20 protein-coding genes and 1 pseudogene are annotated in these 21,441 nt (G+C 68.9%); 7 read left to right on the top strand and 14 right to left on the bottom strand.

Annotated features, from left to right (window positions below):
• The first annotated feature begins 147 nt into the window (after positions 1–147).
• The 5 genes and pseudogenes from ACQ86G_RS09970 (at position 148) to cobA (ending at position 8,106) form a co-directional block, all read left to right on the top strand.
• Positions 148–1,443 carry an MFS transporter gene (locus ACQ86G_RS09970; RefSeq protein WP_431260420.1) on the top strand — a complete coding sequence of 432 codons (1,296 nt, stop codon included), beginning with the start codon at positions 148–150 and terminating at the stop codon, positions 1,441–1,443.
• Complete coding sequence (gene nirB / locus ACQ86G_RS09975) at positions 1,440–3,929, top strand: nitrite reductase large subunit NirB (protein WP_431260421.1); 2,490 nt, start codon at positions 1,440–1,442, stop codon at positions 3,927–3,929. The genes ACQ86G_RS09970 and nirB overlap by 4 nt, the downstream gene beginning before the upstream one ends.
• Positions 3,930–3,939: 10 nt before the next feature.
• The gene (gene nirD, locus ACQ86G_RS09980) at positions 3,940–4,320 is read left to right on the top strand and encodes a nitrite reductase small subunit NirD (protein WP_431260422.1); all 381 of its coding nucleotides are present in this window, start codon (positions 3,940–3,942) and stop codon (positions 4,318–4,320) included.
• A 35-nt stretch (positions 4,321–4,355) separates the two neighbouring features.
• A complete protein-coding gene (locus ACQ86G_RS09985) occupies positions 4,356–7,259 on the top strand; it encodes a molybdopterin-dependent oxidoreductase (RefSeq protein WP_431260423.1) in 2,904 nt (967 codons plus the stop codon).
• Positions 7,256–8,106, top strand: a pseudogene (cobA, locus tag ACQ86G_RS09990) (uroporphyrinogen-III C-methyltransferase). The gene ACQ86G_RS09985 and the pseudogene cobA overlap by 4 nt, the downstream one beginning before the upstream one ends.
• Here cobA and ACQ86G_RS09995 read toward each other — a convergent pair.
• The 4 genes from ACQ86G_RS09995 to ACQ86G_RS10010 form a co-directional block, all read right to left on the bottom strand.
• Complete coding sequence (locus ACQ86G_RS09995) at positions 8,074–9,246, bottom strand: YbfB/YjiJ family MFS transporter (protein WP_431260424.1); 1,173 nt, start codon at positions 9,244–9,246, stop codon at positions 8,074–8,076. The pseudogene cobA and the gene ACQ86G_RS09995 sit on opposite strands and share 33 nt — an antisense overlap.
• A 3-nt stretch (positions 9,247–9,249) precedes the next feature.
• Positions 9,250–9,597, bottom strand: coding sequence for a HigA family addiction module antitoxin (locus ACQ86G_RS10000; RefSeq protein WP_431260425.1), 348 nt, complete (start codon positions 9,595–9,597; stop codon positions 9,250–9,252).
• Between the two features lie 28 nt (positions 9,598–9,625).
• Positions 9,626–10,021, bottom strand: a complete 396-nt coding sequence (locus tag ACQ86G_RS10005; RefSeq protein ID WP_431260426.1) for a type II toxin-antitoxin system RelE/ParE family toxin — start codon at positions 10,019–10,021, stop codon at positions 9,626–9,628.
• 106 nt (positions 10,022–10,127) lie between these two features.
• Positions 10,128–11,981, bottom strand: a complete 1,854-nt coding sequence (locus ACQ86G_RS10010; RefSeq protein ID WP_431260427.1) for a methyl-accepting chemotaxis protein — start codon at positions 11,979–11,981, stop codon at positions 10,128–10,130.
• 191 nt (positions 11,982–12,172) lie between these two features.
• Here ACQ86G_RS10010 and ACQ86G_RS10015 point away from each other — a divergent pair, with 191 nt between their 5' ends.
• Positions 12,173–12,955 carry a type III pantothenate kinase gene (locus ACQ86G_RS10015; RefSeq protein ID WP_431260428.1) on the top strand — a complete coding sequence of 261 codons (783 nt, stop codon included), beginning with the start codon at positions 12,173–12,175 and terminating at the stop codon, positions 12,953–12,955.
• Positions 12,956–12,976: 21 nt separating this feature from the next.
• On the opposite strand, the gene ACQ86G_RS10020 is transcribed toward ACQ86G_RS10015, so the two are convergent.
• From ACQ86G_RS10020 to ACQ86G_RS10040, 5 genes are all read right to left on the bottom strand, one after another.
• Entirely contained in the window at positions 12,977–13,372 is a 396-nt protein-coding gene (locus ACQ86G_RS10020) for a tautomerase family protein (RefSeq protein WP_431260429.1), read from the bottom strand.
• Positions 13,373–13,571: 199 nt separating this feature from the next.
• Entirely contained in the window at positions 13,572–13,991 is a 420-nt protein-coding gene (locus ACQ86G_RS10025) for a YybH family protein (RefSeq protein WP_431260430.1), read from the bottom strand.
• Positions 13,992–14,070: 79 nt separating this feature from the next.
• Positions 14,071–14,322 (bottom strand): hypothetical protein, encoded by a 252-nt coding sequence (locus ACQ86G_RS10030; RefSeq protein ID WP_431260431.1) that lies wholly within the window; start codon positions 14,320–14,322, stop codon positions 14,071–14,073.
• 148 nt (positions 14,323–14,470) lie between these two features.
• Complete coding sequence (locus tag ACQ86G_RS10035; RefSeq protein WP_431260432.1) at positions 14,471–15,304, bottom strand: oxidoreductase; 834 nt, start codon at positions 15,302–15,304, stop codon at positions 14,471–14,473.
• Between the two features lie 63 nt (positions 15,305–15,367).
• On the bottom strand, positions 15,368–15,931 hold the full coding sequence (locus tag ACQ86G_RS10040; protein ID WP_431260433.1) for a nuclear transport factor 2 family protein: 564 nt from the start codon (positions 15,929–15,931) through the stop codon (positions 15,368–15,370).
• Positions 15,932–16,084: 153 nt separating this feature from the next.
• Here ACQ86G_RS10040 and ACQ86G_RS10045 point away from each other — a divergent pair, with 153 nt between their 5' ends.
• The gene (locus ACQ86G_RS10045; protein ID WP_431260434.1) at positions 16,085–17,077 is read left to right on the top strand and encodes a LysR family transcriptional regulator; all 993 of its coding nucleotides are present in this window, start codon (positions 16,085–16,087) and stop codon (positions 17,075–17,077) included.
• A 48-nt stretch (positions 17,078–17,125) separates the two neighbouring features.
• On the opposite strand, the gene ACQ86G_RS10050 is transcribed toward ACQ86G_RS10045, so the two are convergent.
• The 5 genes from ACQ86G_RS10050 to hslV form a co-directional block, all read right to left on the bottom strand.
• A complete protein-coding gene (locus ACQ86G_RS10050; protein ID WP_431260435.1) occupies positions 17,126–17,950 on the bottom strand; it encodes a nucleotidyltransferase domain-containing protein in 825 nt (274 codons plus the stop codon).
• Positions 17,951–18,028: 78 nt separating this feature from the next.
• A complete protein-coding gene (locus ACQ86G_RS10055; RefSeq protein ID WP_431260436.1) occupies positions 18,029–18,553 on the bottom strand; it encodes a hypothetical protein in 525 nt (174 codons plus the stop codon).
• 139 nt (positions 18,554–18,692) lie between these two features.
• Positions 18,693–19,319 (bottom strand): LysE family translocator, encoded by a 627-nt coding sequence (locus ACQ86G_RS10060; RefSeq protein WP_431260437.1) that lies wholly within the window; start codon positions 19,317–19,319, stop codon positions 18,693–18,695.
• 121 nt (positions 19,320–19,440) lie between these two features.
• Positions 19,441–20,790, bottom strand: a complete 1,350-nt coding sequence (gene hslU / locus ACQ86G_RS10065; protein WP_431260438.1) for an ATP-dependent protease ATPase subunit HslU — start codon at positions 20,788–20,790, stop codon at positions 19,441–19,443.
• Between the two features lie 19 nt (positions 20,791–20,809).
• Complete coding sequence (gene hslV / locus ACQ86G_RS10070) at positions 20,810–21,346, bottom strand: ATP-dependent protease subunit HslV (RefSeq protein WP_331614707.1); 537 nt, start codon at positions 21,344–21,346, stop codon at positions 20,810–20,812.
• Positions 21,347–21,441: the final 95 nt, after the last annotated feature.

Here is a 21,441-nt window from a genome sequence, read left to right on the forward strand (position 1 = left end):
CGACGCGCCGCACCCTCGCGGGGCTCCGGTCCCGCGGTCTTCGCGCCGGATCGCCCGCGATCCGATGCCCCATCCGTCAGAAGGCCTCGCCGAGCCCCGTGCTCGACGCGGCCTTTTTCGTTTCCAGCCACCCACAGCACTTCCGCCATGGCAGCGTTCCGCACCTTCCTGCGCTCCGGCCACGCCCCGACACTCGGCGCGGCGTTCCTGTACTTCGCCTGCTCCTGCTGCATCTGGGTGCTCAACGGCGCGCTCGCGCCCTTCATCAGCGAGGCCTACCAGCTCACCGCCGCGCAGAAGGGCCTGATGCTGTCGATCCCCATCATGGCCGGCGCGCTGATGCGCTTCCCGCTGGGCGTGCTGTCGCAGTACATCGGCCGCAAGAACGCGACGCTGGTGGAGATGGCCCTGATCGCCGTCGCCATGAGCTACGGCTACTTCATGGTGGAGAGCTACGGCGACCTGCTCGCGATGGGCGTGCTGCTGGGCATCGCCGGCGCGAGCTTCGGCGTGGCGATGTCGCTGGGCTCGGGCTGGTATCCGCCGAAGTACAAGGGCCTGGCCATGGGTCTGGTCGGCGCGGGCAACGTGGGCACGGCGGTGTCGGTGCTGGTTGCCCCGCCGCTGGCGCAGTGGCTGGGCTGGCAGAGCGTCTACGCGATCGCCGCCGCCGCGATCGCGGTGCCGATGCTCGTGATGGTGGTGTTCGCGAAGGAGCCGCCCGACGTCGACAGCCACGCCGGCCTGCGCGACCACGTCGCCTGCCTGTTCGAGAAGGACGGCTGGGCCTTCAGCCTGCTGTATGCGGTGACCTTCGGCGGCTTCATCGGGCTCACGACCTTCCTGCCGACCTACTACCACGACCAGTTCGGCGTGTCCAAGATCGCGGCCGGTCAGCTCACGATGCTGGCCGCCTTCATGGGCGCGGCGGTGCGTGTCTTCGGTGGCGCGCTGTCGGACCGCTGGGGCGGCGTCAACGCGCTCACGGTGGTGCTGGTGGTGGTGACGGTCTCGCTGTTGCTCATCGGCCCCGCGAACGGCTCGCTGGCGCTGACGACGGCGCTGCTGATCGTCTGTTTCGCCGCGCTGGGCGCGGGCAACGGCGCGTTGTTCCAGCTCGTGCCGCTGCGCTGGCCCGCGGCCACCGCGGTGGCCGGTTCGATGATCGGCGAGATCGGCGCCCTCGGCGGCGGCGCGGTCCCCAACCTGATGGGCCTGTCCAAGCAGTGGGCCGGCACCTACGCCTGGGGCTTCGCGGCCTTCGCCGTCTTCGCGCTCGCAATGCTCAGCCTGCTGCGCGTGATGCAGGCCCGCTGGACCCGCACCTGGGTCGGCGCCGGTGGCCGCGCACATCCCTCCGATTCCGCCGAAGCGCCCCGTTCACTCCCGCTCCCGACCACCCCCACACCCAATCCCTCATTTCAGATGGAGCGTGCCGCATGAAAAAGATGAAGCTCGTGATGATCGGCAACGGCATGGCTGGCGTGCGCACGCTGGAGGAGTTGCTGAAGATCTCCCCCGACCTGTACGACATCACTGTCTTCGGCGCCGAGTCGCATCCCAACTACAACCGCATCCTGCTCAGCCCGGTGCTGGCCGGCGAGCAGACGCTGGACGAGATCATCCTGAATCCGCTGTCCTGGTACGAGGACAACGGCATCACGCTGCACCTGGGCAAGGCGGTGAAGACCATCGACCGCATCAAGCGCAAGGTGATCGCCGAGGACGGCACCGAGGCCGAGTACGACCGTCTGCTGATCGCCACCGGCTCCAACCCCTTCATCCTGCCGGTGCCCGGCAAGGAGCTCGAAGGCGTGATCGGCTACCGCGACATCACCGACACCAATACGATGATCGAGGCGGCGACCAAGTACCGCCACGCCGTGGTCATCGGCGGCGGGCTGCTCGGCCTGGAGGCCGCGAACGGCCTGATGCTGCGCGGCATGCAGGTCACCGTCATCCACATCGCCGGCTGGCTGATGGAACGCCAGCTCGACGACCAGGCCGGCGATCTGCTGCGCAAGTCGCTGCAGGAACGCGGCCTGCGCTTCCGCATGGGCGCGCAGACTGAAGCGCTCATCGGCGACAAGGACGGCCGCGTGATGGCGGTCCGCTTCAAGGACGGCGAAGAGATCCCCGCCGACCTCGTCGTGATGGCCGCCGGCATCCGCCCCAACACCGCACTCGCCGAGAACGCCGGCATCCACTGCCACCGCGGCATCGTCGTCACCGACACGCTGCAGACGGTCACTGATCCCCGTGTCTACGCCGTCGGCGAATGCGCCGCGCACCGCGGCATCGCCTACGGCCTGGTCGCACCGCTGTTCGAGCAGGGCAAGGTCTGCGCCAACCACCTGGCGCAGTTCGGGATCGGCCGCTACCTCGGCAGCCAGACCAGCACCAAGCTCAAGGTCACCGGCATCGACCTGTTCTCCGCCGGCGACTTCATGGGCGGCGAGGGCACCGAGGAGATCGTGATGAGCGATCCCTTCGCCGGCGTCTACAAGAAGCTGGTCATCAAGGAGGACCAACTGGTCGGTGCGTGCCTGTACGGCGACACCGTCGACGGCAGCTGGTACTTCAAGCTGCTGCGCGAGGGCCGCAAGATCGGCGACATCCGCGACAAGCTGATGTTCGGCGAGAGCAACATCGGCGACGTCGGCCACCAGGGCCACAACAAGGCGGCCGCGATGGCCGACAGCGACGAGGTCTGCGGCTGCAACGGCGTCACCAAGGGCGCCGTCTGCAAGGCGATCAAGGAGAAGGGCCTGTTCACGCTGGAGGAGGTGCGCAAGCACACCAAGGCGAGCTCGAGCTGCGGTTCCTGCACCGGCCTGGTCGAGCAGCTGTTGATGTTCACCGCGGGCGGCGACTACTCGTCGGCGCCGAAGAAGAAGGCGATCTGCGGCTGCACGGACCTGAGCCACCAGGAAGTGCGCGACGCCATCTTCAAGGACCACCTCATCAAGCTGGGCGATGTCTACGCGCGCCTGAACTGGAAGACGCCCAACGGCTGCGCGACCTGCCGGCCGGCGCTCAACTACTACCTGCTGTCGTCGTGGCCCAAGGAGGCCGTCGACGATCCGCAGTCGCGCTACATCAACGAGCGCAGTCACGCGAATATCCAGAAGGACGGGACCTACTCGGTGATCCCGCGGATGTGGGGCGGGGAGACAACCGCCGATGAGCTGCGTCGGATCGCCGACGCCGTCGACAAGTACAAGATCCCGACCGTCAAGGTGACGGGCGGCCAGCGCATCGATCTGCTGGGCGTCCGCAAAGAGGATCTGGTCGACGTCTGGCGCGACATCGGGATGCCCAGCGGGCACGCCTACGCGAAGGCGCTGCGCACGGTGAAGACCTGCGTGGGCTCCGAGTGGTGCCGCATGGGTACGCAGGACAGCACGCAGATGGGCAAGGACCTGGAACGCGCGATGTGGCGGATGTATGCGCCGCACAAGGTGAAGTTCGCCGTCAGCGGCTGCCCGCGCAACTGCGCGGAGGCCGGCATCAAGGACGTCGGCATCATCGGCGTGGACTCGGGCTGGGAGATGTACGTGGCGGGCAACGGCGGCATCAAGACCGAGGTGGCGCACTTCCTCGTCAAGCTCAAGACCTCCGAGGAGGTCATGGAGTACACCGGTGCGTTCATGCAGCTCTATCGCAAGGAGGGCTGGTACCTCGAACGCACCGTGCACTACGTCAGCCGCGTGGGCCTGGACCACGTGAAGCGCCGAATCCTCGACGACCACGAGGGACGCAAGGCGCTGTGGGCCGAACTGCAGTTCGCGCTCGACGGCGAGCCGGACCCGTGGTTCGAGTTCGCCAAGGCGCAGGTGGACGTGCGGCAGTTCGAACCCGTCGCCACCGTCCAAGCCACTGCCGACGCCACGGCTGGCGCCACCAGCCAAGTCACTGTTCAAGCGTGAGGAGCACCCCATGACGAACTGGATCTCCGTCTGCACCGTGGCCGACATTCCCGTGCTGGGCTCGCGACGCGTCGCCCGCGCGAAAGGACCGCAGGTCGCGCTGTTCCGCACCGCCGACGACCGCGTGCATGCGCTGCTCGACCGCTGCCCCCACAAGGCGGGCCCGCTCAGCCAGGGCATCGTGTTCGGCAACGCGGTGGCTTGTCCTCTGCACAACTGGACCATCGCGCTGGAGAACGGTTGTGCCCGCGAGCCCGATGAGGGCCGCACGCCGGTGTTCCAGGTGAAGGTCGAGGACGGCGTCGTGCTGCTGATCCAGGAGGAGCTGGACACGATCGCCACCGATCTCGCGCCGGTGAAGGCCGGCCCCTGCACGCGCGTGGCCTGCTGAGCGACGCCGACGTGGTCGCCGAGCCGCAGTCTCCGATGAACACGGACATCCGAACCACGCGCTCGACCTGCCCGTACTGCGGCGTGGGCTGCGGCGTACTGATCGACGCGACCGGTGAAGGCGCTCAGGCGCGGATCGTCGGCGTGCGCGGCGATCCGGACCATCCGGCCAACTTCGGACGGCTCTGCACCAAGGGATCGACGCTGCATCTGACCGCGACGCCGGTGGTGCGCGCGCAGCAGCGGCTGCTGCAGCCGGCGTGGCGGGAGACGCGCGATGCGCCGCTCCAGCCGATGGATTGGGACACGACGACGCAGCGCCTCGCCGACCGGTTGCTGGCGATCCGCGCGGAGCACGGTTCGGACGCGATCGGCTTCTACATCTCGGGCCAGCTGCTGACCGAGGACTATCACGCGTTCAACAAGCTGGCGCGCGGGCTGATAGTCACGAACAACATCGACAGCAACTCGCGGCTGTGCATGAGCTCGGCGGTGGTGGGCTACAAGCAGTCGCTGGGCGCGGATGCGCCACCCACCTGCTACGAGGACCTGGAGCAGACGGACTGCCTGTTCATCGCGGGCGCGAACACGGCGTGGGCGCATCCGATCCTTTTCCGGCGCATCGAGGCGGCGCGCGCCGTGCGGCCGGGGATGAAGATCATCGTCGTCGATCCGCGCCGCACCGAGACGGCGGAGTTCGCCGACCTGCATCTGGCGCTGAAGCCTGGCAGTGACGTCGCGCTCTTCCACGGGATGCTGCACGCGGCGATCTGGGAGGGCTGGATCGATGCTTCCTTCATCGCTCAGCACACCAGCGGCTTCGACGCGCTGAAGGCGCTCGTGCGCACGATGACGCCGGCCGAATCGGCGCGGCTGACGGGACTGAAGGAAGCAGACATCCTGCAGGCGGCGCAGTGGTTTGCGCAGTCGCCGTCGGCCCTGTCGCTGTACTGCATGGGGTTGAACCAGAGCAGCAGCGGCGCGGCGAAGAACACGGCGCTGATCAACCTGCATCTCGCGACGGGACAGATCGGTCGCGCGGGCGCGGGGCCGTTCTCGCTGACGGGCCAGCCCAATGCGATGGGCGGCCGCGAGAGCGGCGGCATGGCGACGCTGCTGCCCGGCCATCGTGACCCGGGCAACGCGACGCATCGCGCGGAGGTCGCCGCGATCTGGGGCGTGGACGCGCTGCCGGAGCGGCCGGGCAAGACGGCGGTCGAGCTGTTCCAGGCGGCCGCGCGCGGCGAGGTGAAGGCGCTGTGGATCGCGTGCACGAACCCGGCGCAGTCGATGCCCGATCAGGCGCTGGTGCGCGCCGCGCTGGAGCGCTGCGAGCTGGTGATCCTCCAGGAGGCTTTCGCGGGTACGGCGACGGCGGCGTTCGCCGATGCGGTGCTGCCGGCGGCAACCTGGGCGGAGAAGGAAGGCACTGTCACCAACAGCGAGCGGCGCATCAGCCGCGTGCGCGCGGCGTTGCCGCCGGCCGGCGACTCGCGTGCTGACTGGCGCATCGTGCGGGACGTGGCTCGCCGCATCGAAGCGGCGTTGCGGCCGACGGCGCCGTCGCTCTTCGCCTGGGATCGTGAAGAGCAGGTCTGGCTGGAGCATCGCGCGGCGACGCTCGGCCGGGATCTGGACATCGGTGGCCTGAGCTATCCGATGCTGGAAGAGGCGCCGCGGCAGTGGCCTTGGCCCGCTGGCGCAAGCACCGCGAAGGCGCGGCTCTACGAGGATGGCGAGTTCGCGCACGCGGACGGTCGTGCGCGCTTCATCACAAAGCCCTTCGCGGCGACCGCGGAGATGCAGGACGCGAAGTTCCCGTTGGCGCTGAGCACCGGTCGTCTGCGCGATCAATGGCACGGCATGAGTCGCAGCGGCACCGTGCCGAAGCTCTTCGCCGGCGAGCCGGGACCGGCGGTGACGATGCATCCGCAGGACATCGACCGTCGCGGGTTGAAGGCGGGGGCGCTGGTCCGCGTGCGCTCGCGGCGCGGCGAGTTGATCGTGCCACTGCGCGCGGATGACGGCGTCGGCGCGCAGCAGGCCTGGATGCCGATGCATTGGGGCAGCGAGTTCCTCGGCGGGCGCGGCCTGTCGGGCATCAACGCGCTGACGCAGCCCGCGTACTGCCCGGACTCCCGGCAGCCGGAACTGAAGTTCACCGCCGTGGCCGTTGAAGCGGTCGACCTGCCGTGGCGGATCTTCGGCGCCGCTTGGATCACGCCCGGCGAAGGCGCCGCGCTGCGCAGTCAGCTCCGCGGCCTGATGGCGGAGGCCGACTACGCCTGCTGCCTGCCCGGTCCGGCGCAGGACGGGCTGGAAGGGCACGAGGGGCAGGATGGGCAGGATGGGACGGAAGGATCGGGAGGTCGGCGTGCATTGGAGGGCTGGAGTCTCGAACTCGCCTTCGCCGAGCCGCCGCCCGCAGCGGTCGTTCAGGCGCTGGCCGCCGTGCTGCAACTGAACGGCGTCGGCGTGCTGCGTTATGCCGATGGCCGTCGTGGACGCAGCCGTTCGCTGCGACTCGACGGCGAAGGCGTGGAGGCGAAGTTGCAAGCGTTGATGCGCGTCGGCGAGGGCAGCGAGGCCGTGTGGCTCGACGCGCTCTGGCGCGAGCGCGCGCCGGTCGCGCCGTTCGGGCGGCGCCTGCTGGCGCCCGACGCGGAGCAGCCCGCAGCGGCGGTCAGTCCGCAGATCTGCAATTGCTTCAACGTGCGCGAGGACGCGATCGCCGCGTGCCTGCGACGCCAGCCGGAAGGCGCGCCCGAGGCTCGCCTCGCCGCACTGCAAGGCGAGCTGCGCTGCGGCACGCAGTGCGGCTCCTGCCTGCCGGCGCTGAGGCGCCTCGTGCAGGCCGTGGGATCGAAGGCCGCGACCGCACCGTCGTCGCGGTCCATCCCGGTGATGCCCGTCTCGAATCAAGTGAAGGAACCAACATGAGCCCGTTCGACGCCAGCCCGATCGCCAGCCAGACTGCTCGCCCCTTTTGCGTTTCCCTCGTCGGCGCGGGCCCGGGCGATCCGGAGCTGCTCACGGTCAAGGCGCTGAAGCGTCTGCAGCAGGCGGAGGTGGTGTTGACGGACGACCTCGTCGACACGCGCGTGCTGGCCTGTCTGCCGGCCTCCGCACGCGTGCTGCGCGTCGGCAAGCGCGGCGGCTGCGTGTCGACGGAGCAGCGCTTCATCCACGAGCTGATGATTCGCGAGGCCCGGTCCGGCGCACGCGTCGTCCGGCTGAAGGGGGCGATCCGTTCGTGTTCGGACGCGGCGGCGAAGAGGTCGACGCGCTGCGCGAGGCCGGCATCGAGGTCGAGGTGATCAACGGCGTGTCCGCGGGTCTGGCGGCGCCGGCGTCGGTCGGGGTGCCGGTCACCGACCGCCGCTGCACGCCGGGCGTGGCCTTCGTGACCGGACACAACGGCGAGCACGGCGTCGCGCCGGATTGGGCGGCGCTGGCGCGCAGCCGGCTCACGCTCGTCGTCTACATGGGGCTGACGCGGGCCGCGGTGATCGCGCAGTCATTGCAGGACGGTGGCCTGTCCGCGGAGACGCCGGCGGTCATCGTGAGCGCGGCCCACACGCCGCGTCAGCGCGAGTGCTTCACGACGCTGGGGGATCTGCCCGCCGCGATCGAGCGCGAAGGCCTGCCGAGCCCGGCGCTGCTGGTCATCGGCGAGGTGGTGGCGTTGTCGCCGCAATGGCGGGCGGACGTCGGGATCGAGCAGATGACGGGATCGATGACCGACATCGACGACTCACGCGTCGCCGCGCGCTTCCAAACTGCGTAGTCTGAGCATGATCAACATGCCGACAGTGAGCACGGCGGCGGTCAGCCAGAGCGACGCGCCGTAGCTGCCGCTGGCTTGCGCCATCGCGCCGGCGAGCGCAGGTGCCGTGACCTGCGCGACGCCATAGCTCAGCGTGAGGCGCGCCATCGCCTTGCCGGGATTGCCGGGCGAGCGCCGACCCACGAGCGCGAGGGTGAGGCTCACGAGGCCGATGAAGGTTGCCCCGTAAAGCAGCGCGCCGATGAGCGCGGCGGCGAGGCTCCCCGACAGCATCGGGAGCACGACGGAGACGATCTGCAGCGCGAAGGCGGCGAGCAGCGCGTTGAGATCCCCGAAGCGGCGCGCCACGCGATCCCACAGGAACACGGCCGGCGTGGCGGAGAGGCCGACGAGCAGCCAGGCCCACGGCCCTTGGCCGTGCAGCAACGGCTGACGCTCGACGATCGTGACGATGAAGGTCGCGCTGATGACGAAGCCCCAGCCGGCGCAGAAGTAGCCGGCGATCATCCAGCGCATCCACCGGGCGCTGGGCGCGCCGGTACCGAGCGCGGCGGTGGCGGGCGGCGGCACGGGCGGGCGCCACCACCACGTGATCGCGAGCAGCGGCACGCCGATGACGACGAAGCCCCACCAGTGTCCGGACCAGTCGAGCGCGAGCTGGTCCATCGCCATTGCGCCGATGGCGGAGACGACGATACCCAGGCCGAGTCCCATGAAGTGGACGCCGAGCTCGGGACGTCTGCCGGCGCGCATCAGGAAGCCCAGCACGAGGCCGGATCCGAGCAGCATGCCGGCGGCGCCGCTGAGTCCGCCGAGGTAGCGGGAGACGGCCCACAGCGCGAGATTGGGCGCGAGCGGCATCATCGCGGTGGCGACGAGGCCGAGCAACATGCCCCAGAAGTACAGCCGCGATCGCCAGCGCGGATCGTCGATGAGCGCGGCGAGGACGGCGCCGCTCATGTAGCCGGCATAGTTGACGGCGGCGAGCGTTCCGCCCATCGCGTCGCTGAGCCCGGCCTGATGCTGCATCAGCGGCAGCACCGGCGTGTAGGCGAAGCGCGCCAGTCCGATGCTCAGGATCAGGCCGGCGATGCCGCCGGCTGAGACTTGCCATGGGTGGCGGGGACTGGCGCTACGCATTGCTCAGGCGGCCAACGCGTCGATTTCCTCCACCAGCTGATCACCGTGCGCTTGCAGGATGACCTCGATGTCGTACTGCGCCTGGAGGTTGAGCCAGAACCGTGGATCCACGCCGAACGCGAGACCGAGTCGCACGGCAGTGTCGGCAGAGATCGAGCGTTCACCCGCGCAGATTTCGTCGATGCGGCGCTGCTGCACGCCAATCGCCTTGGCGACGCGATAACGGGTCAGGCCGAGCGGTTCGATGAACTCTGACATCAGGATCGTTCCCGGGTGCACAGGGTCGAGCCGACGCCCCGTCGTGATGTCACCGAAGTCGATCTGGTTCAGGCGGTTGCGTGGAATGCTCATGTCTTCGTTCCGTTACTGTCGACGCCGGTCAGTGATAGTCAGCGATTTCGACGTCCAGCGCCGTGCCTTCGGTCCACCGGAAGCAGACCCGCCACTGCCCGTTCACTCGCAGACTCCACTGCCCCTTTCGGTCGCCCTTTAGCAACTCCAGGCGATTGCCGGGCGGGAACCGGAGTGTCTCGATCGAGAGCGCGGCATCGATGGCGCGCATCTTCTGCCGGCAGAGTTGTTGGAGTTCTCGCTCCATCCCTCGAACTTCCCGACCGTCGAAGATCGCCGCCGTGCGCTTGTCCGCAAAGCTCTTGATCATTAGTATCGGCACGCGATAGTAGCCGCGTCGGGGAGACTTGAATGCAAGCAGCGTGGTCGTCAGCGCGAACGTGACGACGCCGGGCGTGGTGACATCGGCCGGATGAAGAGACATAGGCGATCCCTCGACGTTGAGAGGGCAGTCAGCCTAGATCCAGTTCGGTCACCAAAAAACCATTCCCAAACAGAACGACCTCTATTCAAGAGGTCGTTGCGCTGGATCAAAAAGTCTCCCAATCGCCGTCGGGAGCGGCTGTTGCGCTGGGGCCAGAGGGGGTTGGCGCTGCCGGTTTTGGTGTATGTGTCGCGGCGGGCGATTTCGGCGCCGGCGCCTTGGCGACAGGTCTTGCCATCGGCTTCGTCGCGGTCACTTTGCTGGTGGTCTTCGAAGCCGGCGGCTTGACCGTCGAGGTCTTCGCCGCGGCTGGGGTCGTCGCAGGACGCGGAGCCGTAGCGGGCTTCGCGACCGGCGCGGACGCACGAGCGATCGGCGCGGGCGCCGCGACGACGTTCGTCGCATCGCCCGGCTTCGGCTTGGGATCGCTGACCTTGAAGTGCCCCACCAGCGCGGTGAGCTTGCGCGCCTGATCGCTGAGCGACTCGGCCGCCGCCGCCGATTCCTCGACCAGCGCGGCGTTCTGCTGCGTCATCTGGTCCAGCTGTGCCACCGAGCCGTTGACGCTGCCGATGCCCTGGCTCTGCTCCACCGTGCTCGCGCTGATCTCGCCGATGATGTCCGACACGCGCTGCACGCTGGCGACGATCTCGTTCATCGTCGCGCCGGCGTCGCGCACCTGCTGCGAGCCGACTTCCACCTTGGTCACGCTGTCGCCGATCAGCGCCTTGATCTCGCGCGCCGCGCCGGCGCTGCGCTGCGCCAGCGCCCGCACCTCGGACGCCACCACCGCGAAGCCCTTGCCGTGCTCGCCCGCGCGGGCCGCCTCGACCGCCGCATTCAACGCCAGGATGTTGGTCTGGAACGCGATCCCGTCGATGGTGCCGATGATGTCGTTGATCTTCTTGGCCGACGCGTCGATCTGCGCCATCGTGCCCACCACGTCGCCCACCGCCGTGCCACCGCGCTCGGCGACTTCGGCCGCGCTGCCGGCGAGCTGGTTGGCGGTGCGCGCGCTCTCGGCGCTCTGCTGCACGGTGCCCGTCAGCTGCGACAGCGACGACGCCGCCTGCTGCAGGTTGGACGCGGTCTGTTCGGTGCGCTGGCTCAGGTCCTGGTTGCCGCTGGCGATCTCCTGGCTCGCGGTCTGCATGCCGTCGGCGCTCGCGCGCACTTCCCGGATGACCTTGCGCAGCGAGCTCTTCATCGCCGCCAGCGCGCGTTGCACGTCGCCGATCTCGTCCTCGCGGTAGTCGCGCTCGACATGGAACAGGTCGCCTTCGCCGATGCGCTCGGCCTCGGCCATCAGCGATTTCAGGGGCGCGGAGATCGTCCGCACGAAGTACGCCGTGGCGAGCGCGAGCGCGCCGACGATCAGCGACATCAGTGCCGCCACGCCCCACACGGTGCGCATGCGCTCGGCGCCGGCGGCCTCGCGCAGCGCCGCGGACCGCTTCTGCTGCAGCACGACGAAGTCCTGCTGCGCGGCCAGGTACTGCTCGATCGCGGGCACGACCTTCTGCTTGAGCGCCTGGTGCGAGCCGTCGTTGTCGCCGCCGGCCTTGAGCTTGTTGGCGTCGTTGCGCACGGCGATGTAGGCCTTGCGCTGCTCCGCGATCTTCGCCATCGCGGCCTTGTCCTCGTCGCCTTCGGCGAGCGCCTCGAGCTGCTTCTGCACCTCGTTGATCGCCTCGGTGGTGCGGGCGATGTCGCCCTTCATCGCGTCGGCGACGGCGTTGTCGTTGGCGGCCAGGCCGGCCTGCACGCGGCTCGCGTTGGCCTCGGTCAGGCCGCGCCAGCGCAACGCCAGCTCGAAGCGCTGCTGCTGCCGCTCCTGTGTCACCTGGGCGACTTCCAGCAGGGTGCGGGTCCGGGATGCCGCGCCCAGCGACATGACGACGGTCATGACGGACATGACGGCGACGGGGATCCACAGTCGCGTGGCGATGGAGAACTTCATCGGTCCGGAGCCTTGTTGTTGTGTCGACGGCGTCGCCCCGGGGTGGTGCGACGAGCCTCGATTCAATCCTAAATCGGCCGTCGGGTGCACCGGCTTGAGGACAAACACTGCTAACCTGCCGCCCTGTCCCCCACGGCACCGACATTTCCCCAAGAACTCCACGTATTCCTCGACGGATTCGCGCAACGCCCATGAGCTTCCTGGCCATCGACATCGGCAACACCCGCCTCAAGTGGGCGCTTTATGCCGGCCCGCAACCGGGCAGTCCGATGCTGGCGCACGGCGCGCAGTTCCTGGAGAACATCGAGAAGCTCGCCGAGGACGACTGGGCGAAGCTGCCCGCGGTGCCGGGCAGCATGCTCGGCAGCAATGTCGCCGGCGACGCGATGCGGCATCGCGTCGAGGAGCAGATGGAGGAGATCTGGGACATCGAGCCGCGCTGGGTTGCCTCGTCGGCACAGGCGGGCGGCGTGACCAACGGGTACGACCATCCCGGCAGACTGGGCGCGGACCGCTTCGTCGCGCTGATCGGCGCGCGGCACCACGTGCTGGCGCGCGGACGCGGACAGACCCCGAAGCCGGCGCTGGTGGTGATGGTGGGGACGGCGGTCACGGTCGACGCGCTCGACGCGGACGGGCGGTTCCTCGGCGGGCTGATCCTGCCCGGTCACGGGATCATGCTGCGCTCGCTGGAAGGCGGCACCGCCGGCCTGCGCGTGCCGACCGGCGAGGTGCGCGAGTTCCCGACCAACACCTCGGACGCGCTCACCAGCGGCGGCAACTATGCGATCACCGGCGCGATCGAGCGCATGCACCGCCACATCCTCAAGCGCTGCGGCCAGGCGCCGGTCACGTTGATGACCGGCGGCGCGGGCTGGAAGGTCTCGCCGGCGCTGGACATCCCGCACGAGCTGATCGACTCGCTCATCTTCGACGGCTTGCTGGCGCTGCAGGCGCATCGGCTGGCGCTCTGAGCGGCCTCGCCGCCGCGCCGTTCACACGTCGACCTTGAACCCCAGGTCGATCTCCGACGCCGGCACGCCGCCGCGCAGGCCCCAGTTCTCGCGTGCGACCTCATTCAGGATGATCTTCACGTGGTCGGCGGGAATCGCCATCTCCCCGAGTCGCTGAACCAGGCCTTGATAGAGGCGGCGCTTGGCCTCGAGGGTCCGGCCCGCGAAGGCGGAGACGGTCACCACGGTGTACCGGTCCGGCTCGGTGAGCCGCGTCGGGGCGATGAAACGATGCGGCTCGTACGCGATGAGGCGCACGCAGCGGTCTTCTGCCGGGATCTTGAAGCCCTCGACCAGCGCCGCCTGAACGGCTTCGATCAGCTGGACTTCCTGCTCCTGCGAGTAGGCGCGGCGGACTTCGATGAGGGTGCTCGGCATGGGCGTGGCTGTGGAGGGCGACGGACCTCCCAGCTTATCGCGACCCAGGCGGACGGAGACGTGGAAGTGGGGCATGACGGGATCGGTGTCCACTCGTTGAGGAGACGCCAGTCTCGTCACGCCCTTCGAGGGCAGCATGAGCCCGCGGTGAGGCCGGCGTGAAGTCGGCCGGCCCCGGTCGCCGGGTGGCCGCGGACGTTCAGCGGCTCACGACCTGCTTGCTCTGGAAGTCGACCGGCACCGAGGTGTGCTGGTGCACGACGCGCCACGTGCCGCCGTCGTTGCGCAGGACCACGGTCAGGCGGTTCTCGGTCGCGCGCAGCGGCTGACCGTCGGCATCGAGCGCCGCGAATGCCAGCGTGGCCGATCCGCCGGCCACCTGCGCGTCGCGCCAGGTCTTGACGTCCTTCGCCGTGACACGGACCCGCACGTCCTGGATGCCGTTGAACCAGGCGGCGATCATGCCGCCCCAGTCGTCGCGGCCGGCATAGTCCCAGCGGTCCCAGCTGTCGAAGACCTGGGTGTCCTGCGTGTACAGCTCCAGGAAGCGTGGCAGATCACGGTCGAGGACCGCCGCGGCGTAGTCGCGCAGGAAGGTGTGGACGGGATCGTCGGTCATCGGAGGCTCCTTGGCGTTCATCGAGGGTGGATGACGAACGACGAACGGGACCCGCGGAAATCGACAGACCCCGGCCGGATCACGACGCCATCCGCTGCTGGTGCCGCGCCCAATCGCGCTTCCACGAGACGATGTTGTACAGCAGCACCGAGGCCGACGTGGCCCAGAACATGCCGAGCCAGATGCCGACCACCTTCAGCGTGAAGGCCATGTCCCCGTCGCAGCGGCCGATGGCGTTGCACGGCGAGGGGACGTAGACGTCGATGAGCAGCGCGGATGAGACGTTCCACACCAGCAGCCCGAGGAGCACGGAAGCGAGAAAGCGGTTCATGGCGGGACGGGTCCTTTCCTGAGGTGAAGGCCCCAGTCTCGCCATGCGTTTCGAGCTCAGGATGAGGCCTGTGTGAGCTCGGGGTGAAGCCGGCGGACGCCGCACGCCAGGGGGCGTTCCGCGCGTCATTGCCCTGTTCAGGCAGCGATCACTTCGGAAAGTCGGTCGACACCGCCAGTTCGCGCCACTCGGCGAGCTCCCCGGCGACGAAGACGTTCTTCTGCTCGATCGCCGCGACGGTGTCGGAGCCGAACGGCATGCGCAGCGGCGGTTGCGCCGCGTCGACCACCTGCAGCAGCGCCTTCGCCAGACGTGCCGGATCTCCCGGCTGCTGATGATTCAGCTCGCTCGCGAGGCGCCGCACCGTGCCGACCGGTGTGTCGGCGTAGTCGGGGATCGTCGCCGGCAAGGTCGTCAGCGAGCCGCCGTCGAGGAAGTCGGTGCGGAAGTAGCCCGGCTCGACGATCGTGACGTGGATGCCCAGCGGCTTCACCTCTTCGGCGAGCGCCTCGCTGATGCCTTCGACGGCGAACTTGGTGGAGGCATACACGCCGAAGCCCGCCGCGCTGCGATACCCGCCGATCGACGAGATGTTGATCACGTGGCCCGCGCGCTGCCTGCGCAGTTGCGGCAGCACCGCGCGCGTCACCGCCAGCAGGCCGAAGACGTTGGTGCGGTAGACCGACTCGACGTCCGCCGCGCTCGTCTCCTCGATCGCGCCGAGCACGCCGAATCCGGCGTTGTTGACGACCACGTCGATGCGCCCGAATCGCTTGACCGCCTGCGCGACGGCGGCGCGGGCCTGCGCCTCGTCGGTGACGTCGAGGTTGGCCGCGAGCAGGCGCGGGTGGTCGCCGAACGTGTCGACGATCGCGCGGGCATTGCGCGCCGTGGCGACGACGTTGTCGCCGCGCTCCAGCGCTTGCTTGACGAACAGGGTGCCGAAGCCGCGCGAGGCGCCGGTGATGAACCAGGTCTTCATGGGGAACTCCTTGTGGGGAATGAGGGGTGGGGCAGGCGGGAAGGCGGGGGAGGGCCGGGGAACTCAGTTCGCCGGGACCGGGTTCTGCCGCCAGAACTCGTCGAAGGCGATGCTGTCGAAGAAGGCCGTGACGCGGACGGCCTTGCCGTCGCGCATCGTCAGCATCCAGACGTAGCTGTTCGCATAGGGCTTGCCGGCGTTGGTCGTGCCGGCGGCGGAGAAGTGCGCGACGACGGTGTCGCCGTCGGCGTAGACCGCATGGATCGTGCGCGGCCGGAAACGGTCCTGCGATTGCGCGAAGCGCGCGCCGAACGGGCCGAGTACGGTGCGGTTGAGTTCGTCGCGGCTGCGCGTCGTGCCGGCGACGAGGGAGTTGCCGGCGATCGTCCACTCGATGTCGTCGGCGAGCATCGGCTGCAGCGCGCCGTAATCGCCGCCCATCCAGCGGCGCAGCATCGTGTCGACGGCGGTCTTGTTGGCGGCGGTGTCGGTGCCGGCGGGGCTCCCTGCATTCGAGGCCTGGGCCTTGGCCGGGGCGGTCGCGGCGCGGGCTGCGGGAATGGCCATCGCGAGCGACGCGATCACGGCGCCCGTCATCACGGCGGAAACAAGTCGGGTGCTGGTCATGGTGCGGATCCTTTGCTGGTCGTGTCACGGCGCCTCGTTCAATGGCGGCGCGGTGTGGAACGAACTCTAGGAACCGGCGATTGATGCGTCTATGCTCAGGAATTGAAACGAGTTAGTGGGGAATACTCATGAATGCGTGTACGGACCGGTCCGATGACTGAGCGTCCCAGCCTCGCGGAGCTGACCGCCTTCCTGGCGATCGTGCGTCACCAGTCCTTCCGCGCCGCGGCGGACGAGCTGGGGATGTCGCCGTCCAGCCTGAGTCATCTGGTGCGGGGCATGGAGGAGCGGCTCGGCGTGCGACTCTTCAACCGGACGACGCGCAGCGTGGCGCCGACCGACGCCGGCCAGCAGCTGGCGCGCAATGTCGGGCCGATCCTGGCGGAGCTGGACAACGCGTTGGGCGACCTGGGCTCGTTGAGCGGCCGCACGTCGGGCCGTCTGAGGATCAACGTCTCGGAGATCGCGGCCGGCGAGCTGATGCGGGACATCGTGCCCGCGTTCGTCCAACGCCATCCGGACGTGCAGCTGGACCTGGTCACCGAGGGCAAGCTGGTCGACATCGTCGCCGAGGGCTTCGACGCGGGCGTGCGGCTCGGCGAGGCGCTGCCGCAGGACATGGTCGCGGTGCCCTTCGGTGGCGACGTGCGCTTCATCGTGGTGGCCTCGCCGGACTACCTGGCGGAGCACGGCACCCCGCGCACGCCGGACGCGCTCGCCGAGCACCGCTGCCTCCGCTTCCGCCTGCCCAGCGGCAAGAGGTACCGCTGGGAGTTCGAACGCCAGCGGCAATCGCTGAAGGTCGACGTGCCGGGCTCGGTGACGCTCGACCACATCGGGCTGATGGTCGAGGCCGCGGCGAAGGGAATGGGCCTCGCCTACGTCTGGTCCACGAAGGCCGAGGCGGAGATCGCCGCGGGTCGTCTGGTCACCGTGCTCGACGACTGGACGCCGCCGATCCCCGGCCACCACCTCTATTACCCGAGCAGCCGCCTGATGCCCGCGGCGCTGCGGGCCTTCATCGAGGTGATCCGCGAGGTGGAGGCGCAGCGCGCGCCGGCGAAGGCGCGGGTGACGGCGACGTCGGCGCTCGGGAAGGCGAAAGGCCGGGCCGCCGTCAGCAAGGCGCCCGCGGTGCGGGACTGAGGCGCGCTCAGGGAGCGAGGCTGGCGCCGTCGCTCCCGCAGCAGTCGCTCACCCCGGCGACCAGCATTGGCGCAGCACGTCGCGGAACAGCCCGGACAGCAAGGGCTCGACTTCCGGTCGATCGTTGGCGGGAAGCTCCAATCCTTCGATGCGCTCCAGCTCTCGTTCGATGAAGCGCTGAATGGGAACGACCTGCGGCGACCGGCCCAGTTCAGGCGATTGGCGCTTGAGTTCGAGCAGGTCATCGATCGCCGCGGGCAATCCGGGCTCATCGGCAACGGTGTCTAGCAACCGGTGGAACTCGATCGGCGCGGGTTGCCGGTGGCGTTCCAGCCAACGCACCGCGAGCAGCGGCCGCAGCACGTAGAAGTACTTCTTCAGCGGCACCTCGTCGGTTTGCAGGTAGCCGCGGAAGTTGGTCTTGGCCATGCTGCGGTAGTGATGGATGCCGCGCACGGTCGAATACACGATGGGCAGCAACTCCCGCGCCCGAGCATGGAAGCTGGTGCTGCTCTCGTAGACGATGGGCGACTGGATCCATTCGACGAAGCCGGGATTGGAACTTCGGAAGAGACGCAGCGCCTTGCGCAGGTCCCAGCCGTTGATGTCCATGTCGTCGACGATCGGGTACTCGATGACGTCGCGCTGCTCCTCCAGACCCACCGACAGGTACCAGTCCGTCCGGTTCGCATAGATGAAGCGCGCATCGAAGTCGCTGTTGGGCGAGGCGAATCCCCAGGCGCGGCTGCCGGACTCGATGGCCAGCAGCACGCGCACCTGATGCTCGGATTCGGCGGTGCGGAGTCGCGCGTGGATCTCCGCCCGCGCGGCTTCGGGGATGGCGGAGATGTCGGTGGCGGGAAGGGCGCTCATGGCGCCATTCTCAGCCCTTCGTGCGACGGCGATGCGCCGGCCGCGGCGCGTTCCTCCATCCGGGGTGGCCCGACCGGCTCAGCGCGCCGAGGTCTTCGCGGGACGCGGCGCCGGCGGCGGCACGGGGGCGCCGGACAGGCTGGTCTTCGCGCCGATCTCCTTCATGACCACATGCTCGTCGAAGAGTCGGAACGGACGCGTTGTGCAGTGGTCCCGGAGATCGGCCTGGCGGCCGTTGATGACGTCGACCGCGGCGTTGAACGCGTCACCCTTCTCGTTGGTGGCCAGCACGCGCTCGTCATGCGCCTTGGCCCTGGCGTTGAACTCGTTCACCGCCGTCTCATCGGTCTTGTCGACCTTCCGCATCTCGGCGCCGAGCGCCCTGGCTTCGGCGAGGAGCTGGGCCTGTTCCTGCCGGAAGGCCTCCTCCTTCGCCAAGTGGGCCTCCCTGTCGCGCTCCAGCGCATCGCGCTCCCGGAAGCAGGCGCGGATCTCGTCGCGCGACATCATCTTTGGCAGGGGCACGGGCTTCGCGGCCGTGCCGGCTGCCTCGGCGTGGGTCGGGGCGAGGGCGCCGACTGCGGAGACGGCGAGGGCGAGCAAGGTGGCGCGAGCGGCAGGCATGAGGCGGCTTCAGGGTCGGGAACAGGACGGGGCCGGAGGCTACCAGCCGGCGTCCTTGGCCGCTTCGGGATCTGCCCGGAAGGTGTGCGAACCGTGACGGCGGTGCGACGCGACGCCGTCAGCGCTGCTGCACCGCGACCTTGAGCCCGAGCGAGACGAAGATCGTCCCGATGATCTTGCCCTGCCAGCGGTTGAGCCACGCCACCCGCTTGAGCAGGCGACCCAGCGGCTTGATCGACAGCGCGACGGCCGTCGTGTAGAGGCTGCTCATGACGACGAAGATCGCGCCCAGGACGGCGAACTGCACGAAGCTCGAGCCCTTCTCGGGATGCACGAACTGCGGCATGAACGCCAGGAAGAACAGCGCCGTCTTGGGATTGAGGACCTCGGCCGGGATCGCTTCCAGATAGGCGCGCAACGGACTGATCGGCGCCAGGGTCGGCAGCGACGGGTCGGACGGCTTCGACAGGAAGGCCCGGACGCCGAGATAGACCAGGTAGGCCGCGCCGACGTACTTCACCACGTTGAACGCCAGCGCCGAGGTCATCAGCAAGGCGGAGAGTCCGACCGCGGCGAACAGCGTGTGGACGAAGTCGCCGGTGGCCACGCCGAGGCCGGTCATCACGCCCACTTTCCGGCCACCCTGCACGGTGCGGCTCAGGACCAGCAGCACGGCGGGTCCGGGGATCAGGAAGAGGCCGAGGACGATGACGACGAAGGTCGCCAGGGTGGTGACGTCGAACATGGAACTCCTTGAGGCCGCGGCACTGCGGATCGGCGGAGTCTACGGAATTCCCGCCGGTCCTGCAGTGCGCGGACTTCCACGTCCTGGCCCATGCCCTCGTCGCGCGACGAGGGGGTCTCCCTCAGAGGATGAACCGGCTCAGGTCCTCGTCCTGCGCCAGCGCGCCGAGCTTCTCGTCGACCTGCGCGCCGTTGATCGTCACCGTCTTGCCGGCATGCTTGTGCGCGTCGAAGCTGATGTCGTCCAGCAGCCGCTCCAGCACCGTCGCCAGCCGGCGCGCGCCGATGTTCTCGGTGCGCTCGTTGACCTCGTAGGCGATCTGCGCGAGCCGGCGGATGCCGTCGGCGCTGAGCTCCAGCGTCAGGCCTTCCGTCGCCAGCAGGGCCTGGTACTGCTTCACCAGGCTCGCATGGGTGCTCGACAGGATGGCCTCGAAGTCGCCCACCGACAGCGACTTCAGCTCCACCCGGATGGGGAAGCGACCCTGGAGCTCGGGGATCAGGTCGCTGGGCTTGCTCAGGTGGAAGGCGCCCGAGGCGATGAACAGGATGTGGTCGGTCTTCACCATCCCGTACTTCGTGTTCACCGTCGTGCCCTCGACCAGCGGTAGCAGGTCGCGCTGCACGCCCTGGCGCGACACGTCCGCGCCGCCGCTGTGCTCGTTGCGGGTCGCGACCTTGTCGATCTCGTCGATGAAGACGATGCCGTTGTCCTGCGCCAGCGCCAGCGCCGCCGTCTTGATCTCTTCCTCGTTGACCAGCTTGCCGGCCTCTTCCTCGACGAGCAGCTTGCGGGCCTCGGCGATCTTGACCTTGCGCGTGGTCTTCTTCTCCTGCCCCATCTGCGAGAACAGGCCCTTGAGCTGCTCGGCCATCTCCTCCATGCCCTGCGGCCCGAGGATCTCCATCGAGGGCTTGGCCTCGGTCAGCGCGATCTCGATCTCCTTGTCGTCCATCGAGCCTTCACGCAGGCGCTTGCGCATGACCTGGCGCGCGGTGTTGTCCGCACCGCCAGTCTCCGTCGCCGCCGGCGCGAAGCCGGTCGAAGAGCGTGCCGGCGGCACCAGCACGTCGAGGATGCGCTCCTCGGCCGCGTCCTCGGCCCGCGCGCGCTGGAAGCGCATCTGGCGCTCGCGCTCCTGCTTGACGGCGATGTCGACCAGATCGCGCACGATGCTGTCCACGTCCTTGCCGACGTAGCCGACCTCGGTGAACTTCGTCGCCTCGACCTTGATGAAGGGCGCATCGGCCAGCTTGGCCAGGCGGCGCGCGATCTCGGTCTTGCCGACGCCCGTCGGGCCGATCATCAGGATGTTCTTCGGCGTGATCTCGCCGCGCAGCTTCTCGTCGACCTGCTGGCGCCGCCAGCGGTTGCGCAACGCGATCGCGACGGCGCGTTTCGCGTCGGCCTGGCCGACGATGTGCCGGTCGAGCTCGGAGACGATTTCCTGCGGGGTCATGCTGCTGCTCATTCGTGTGCTCCGCGCCGGATCAGTCCAGCGTCTCGATCGTGTGGTTGCCGTTGGTGTAGATGCAGATCTCGCCGGCGATGACCAGCGACTGCTTGACGATGTCGGCCGCGCTCAGCTCGCTGTGGTTGAGCAGCGCCTTCGCCGCCGCTTGCGCGTAGGCGCCGCCGCTGCCGATGGCGACGATGCCCTGCTCGGGCTCCAGCACGTCGCCGTTGCCGGTGATGATCAGCGAGGCGGTGCGATCGGCCACCGCCAGCATCGCCTCCAGCCGGCGCAGCACGCGGTCGGTCCGCCAGTCCCGCGTCAGCTCGACGGCGGCGCGCACGAGGTTGCCCTCGTACTTCTCCAGCTTGGCCTCGAAGCGCTCGAACAGCGTGAAGGCATCCGCCGTCGCGCCGGCGAAGCCCGCCAGCACCTGGTTCTTGTGGAGCTTGCGCACCTTGCGGGCCGTCGACTTCACGACGATGGTGCCCAGGGTGACCTGGCCGTCGCCGCCGATCGCGACCTGGTTGCCGCGGCGCACGCTGACGATGGTGGTGCCGTGGTACGGCGGCAGCGGTGAGGAGTGGTCTTGAGACATGGGGGGATCCGACCTCTGGAACTCGTTGGACGTCTTGGGCGACGTCATGACACTCTCACGTGGGTTCCCTC

Origin of the sequence: Roseateles chitinivorans, from assembly GCF_050632145.1 — a bacterium.
GTDB lineage: Bacteria > Pseudomonadota > Gammaproteobacteria > Burkholderiales > Burkholderiaceae_C > Roseateles > Roseateles chitinivorans_B.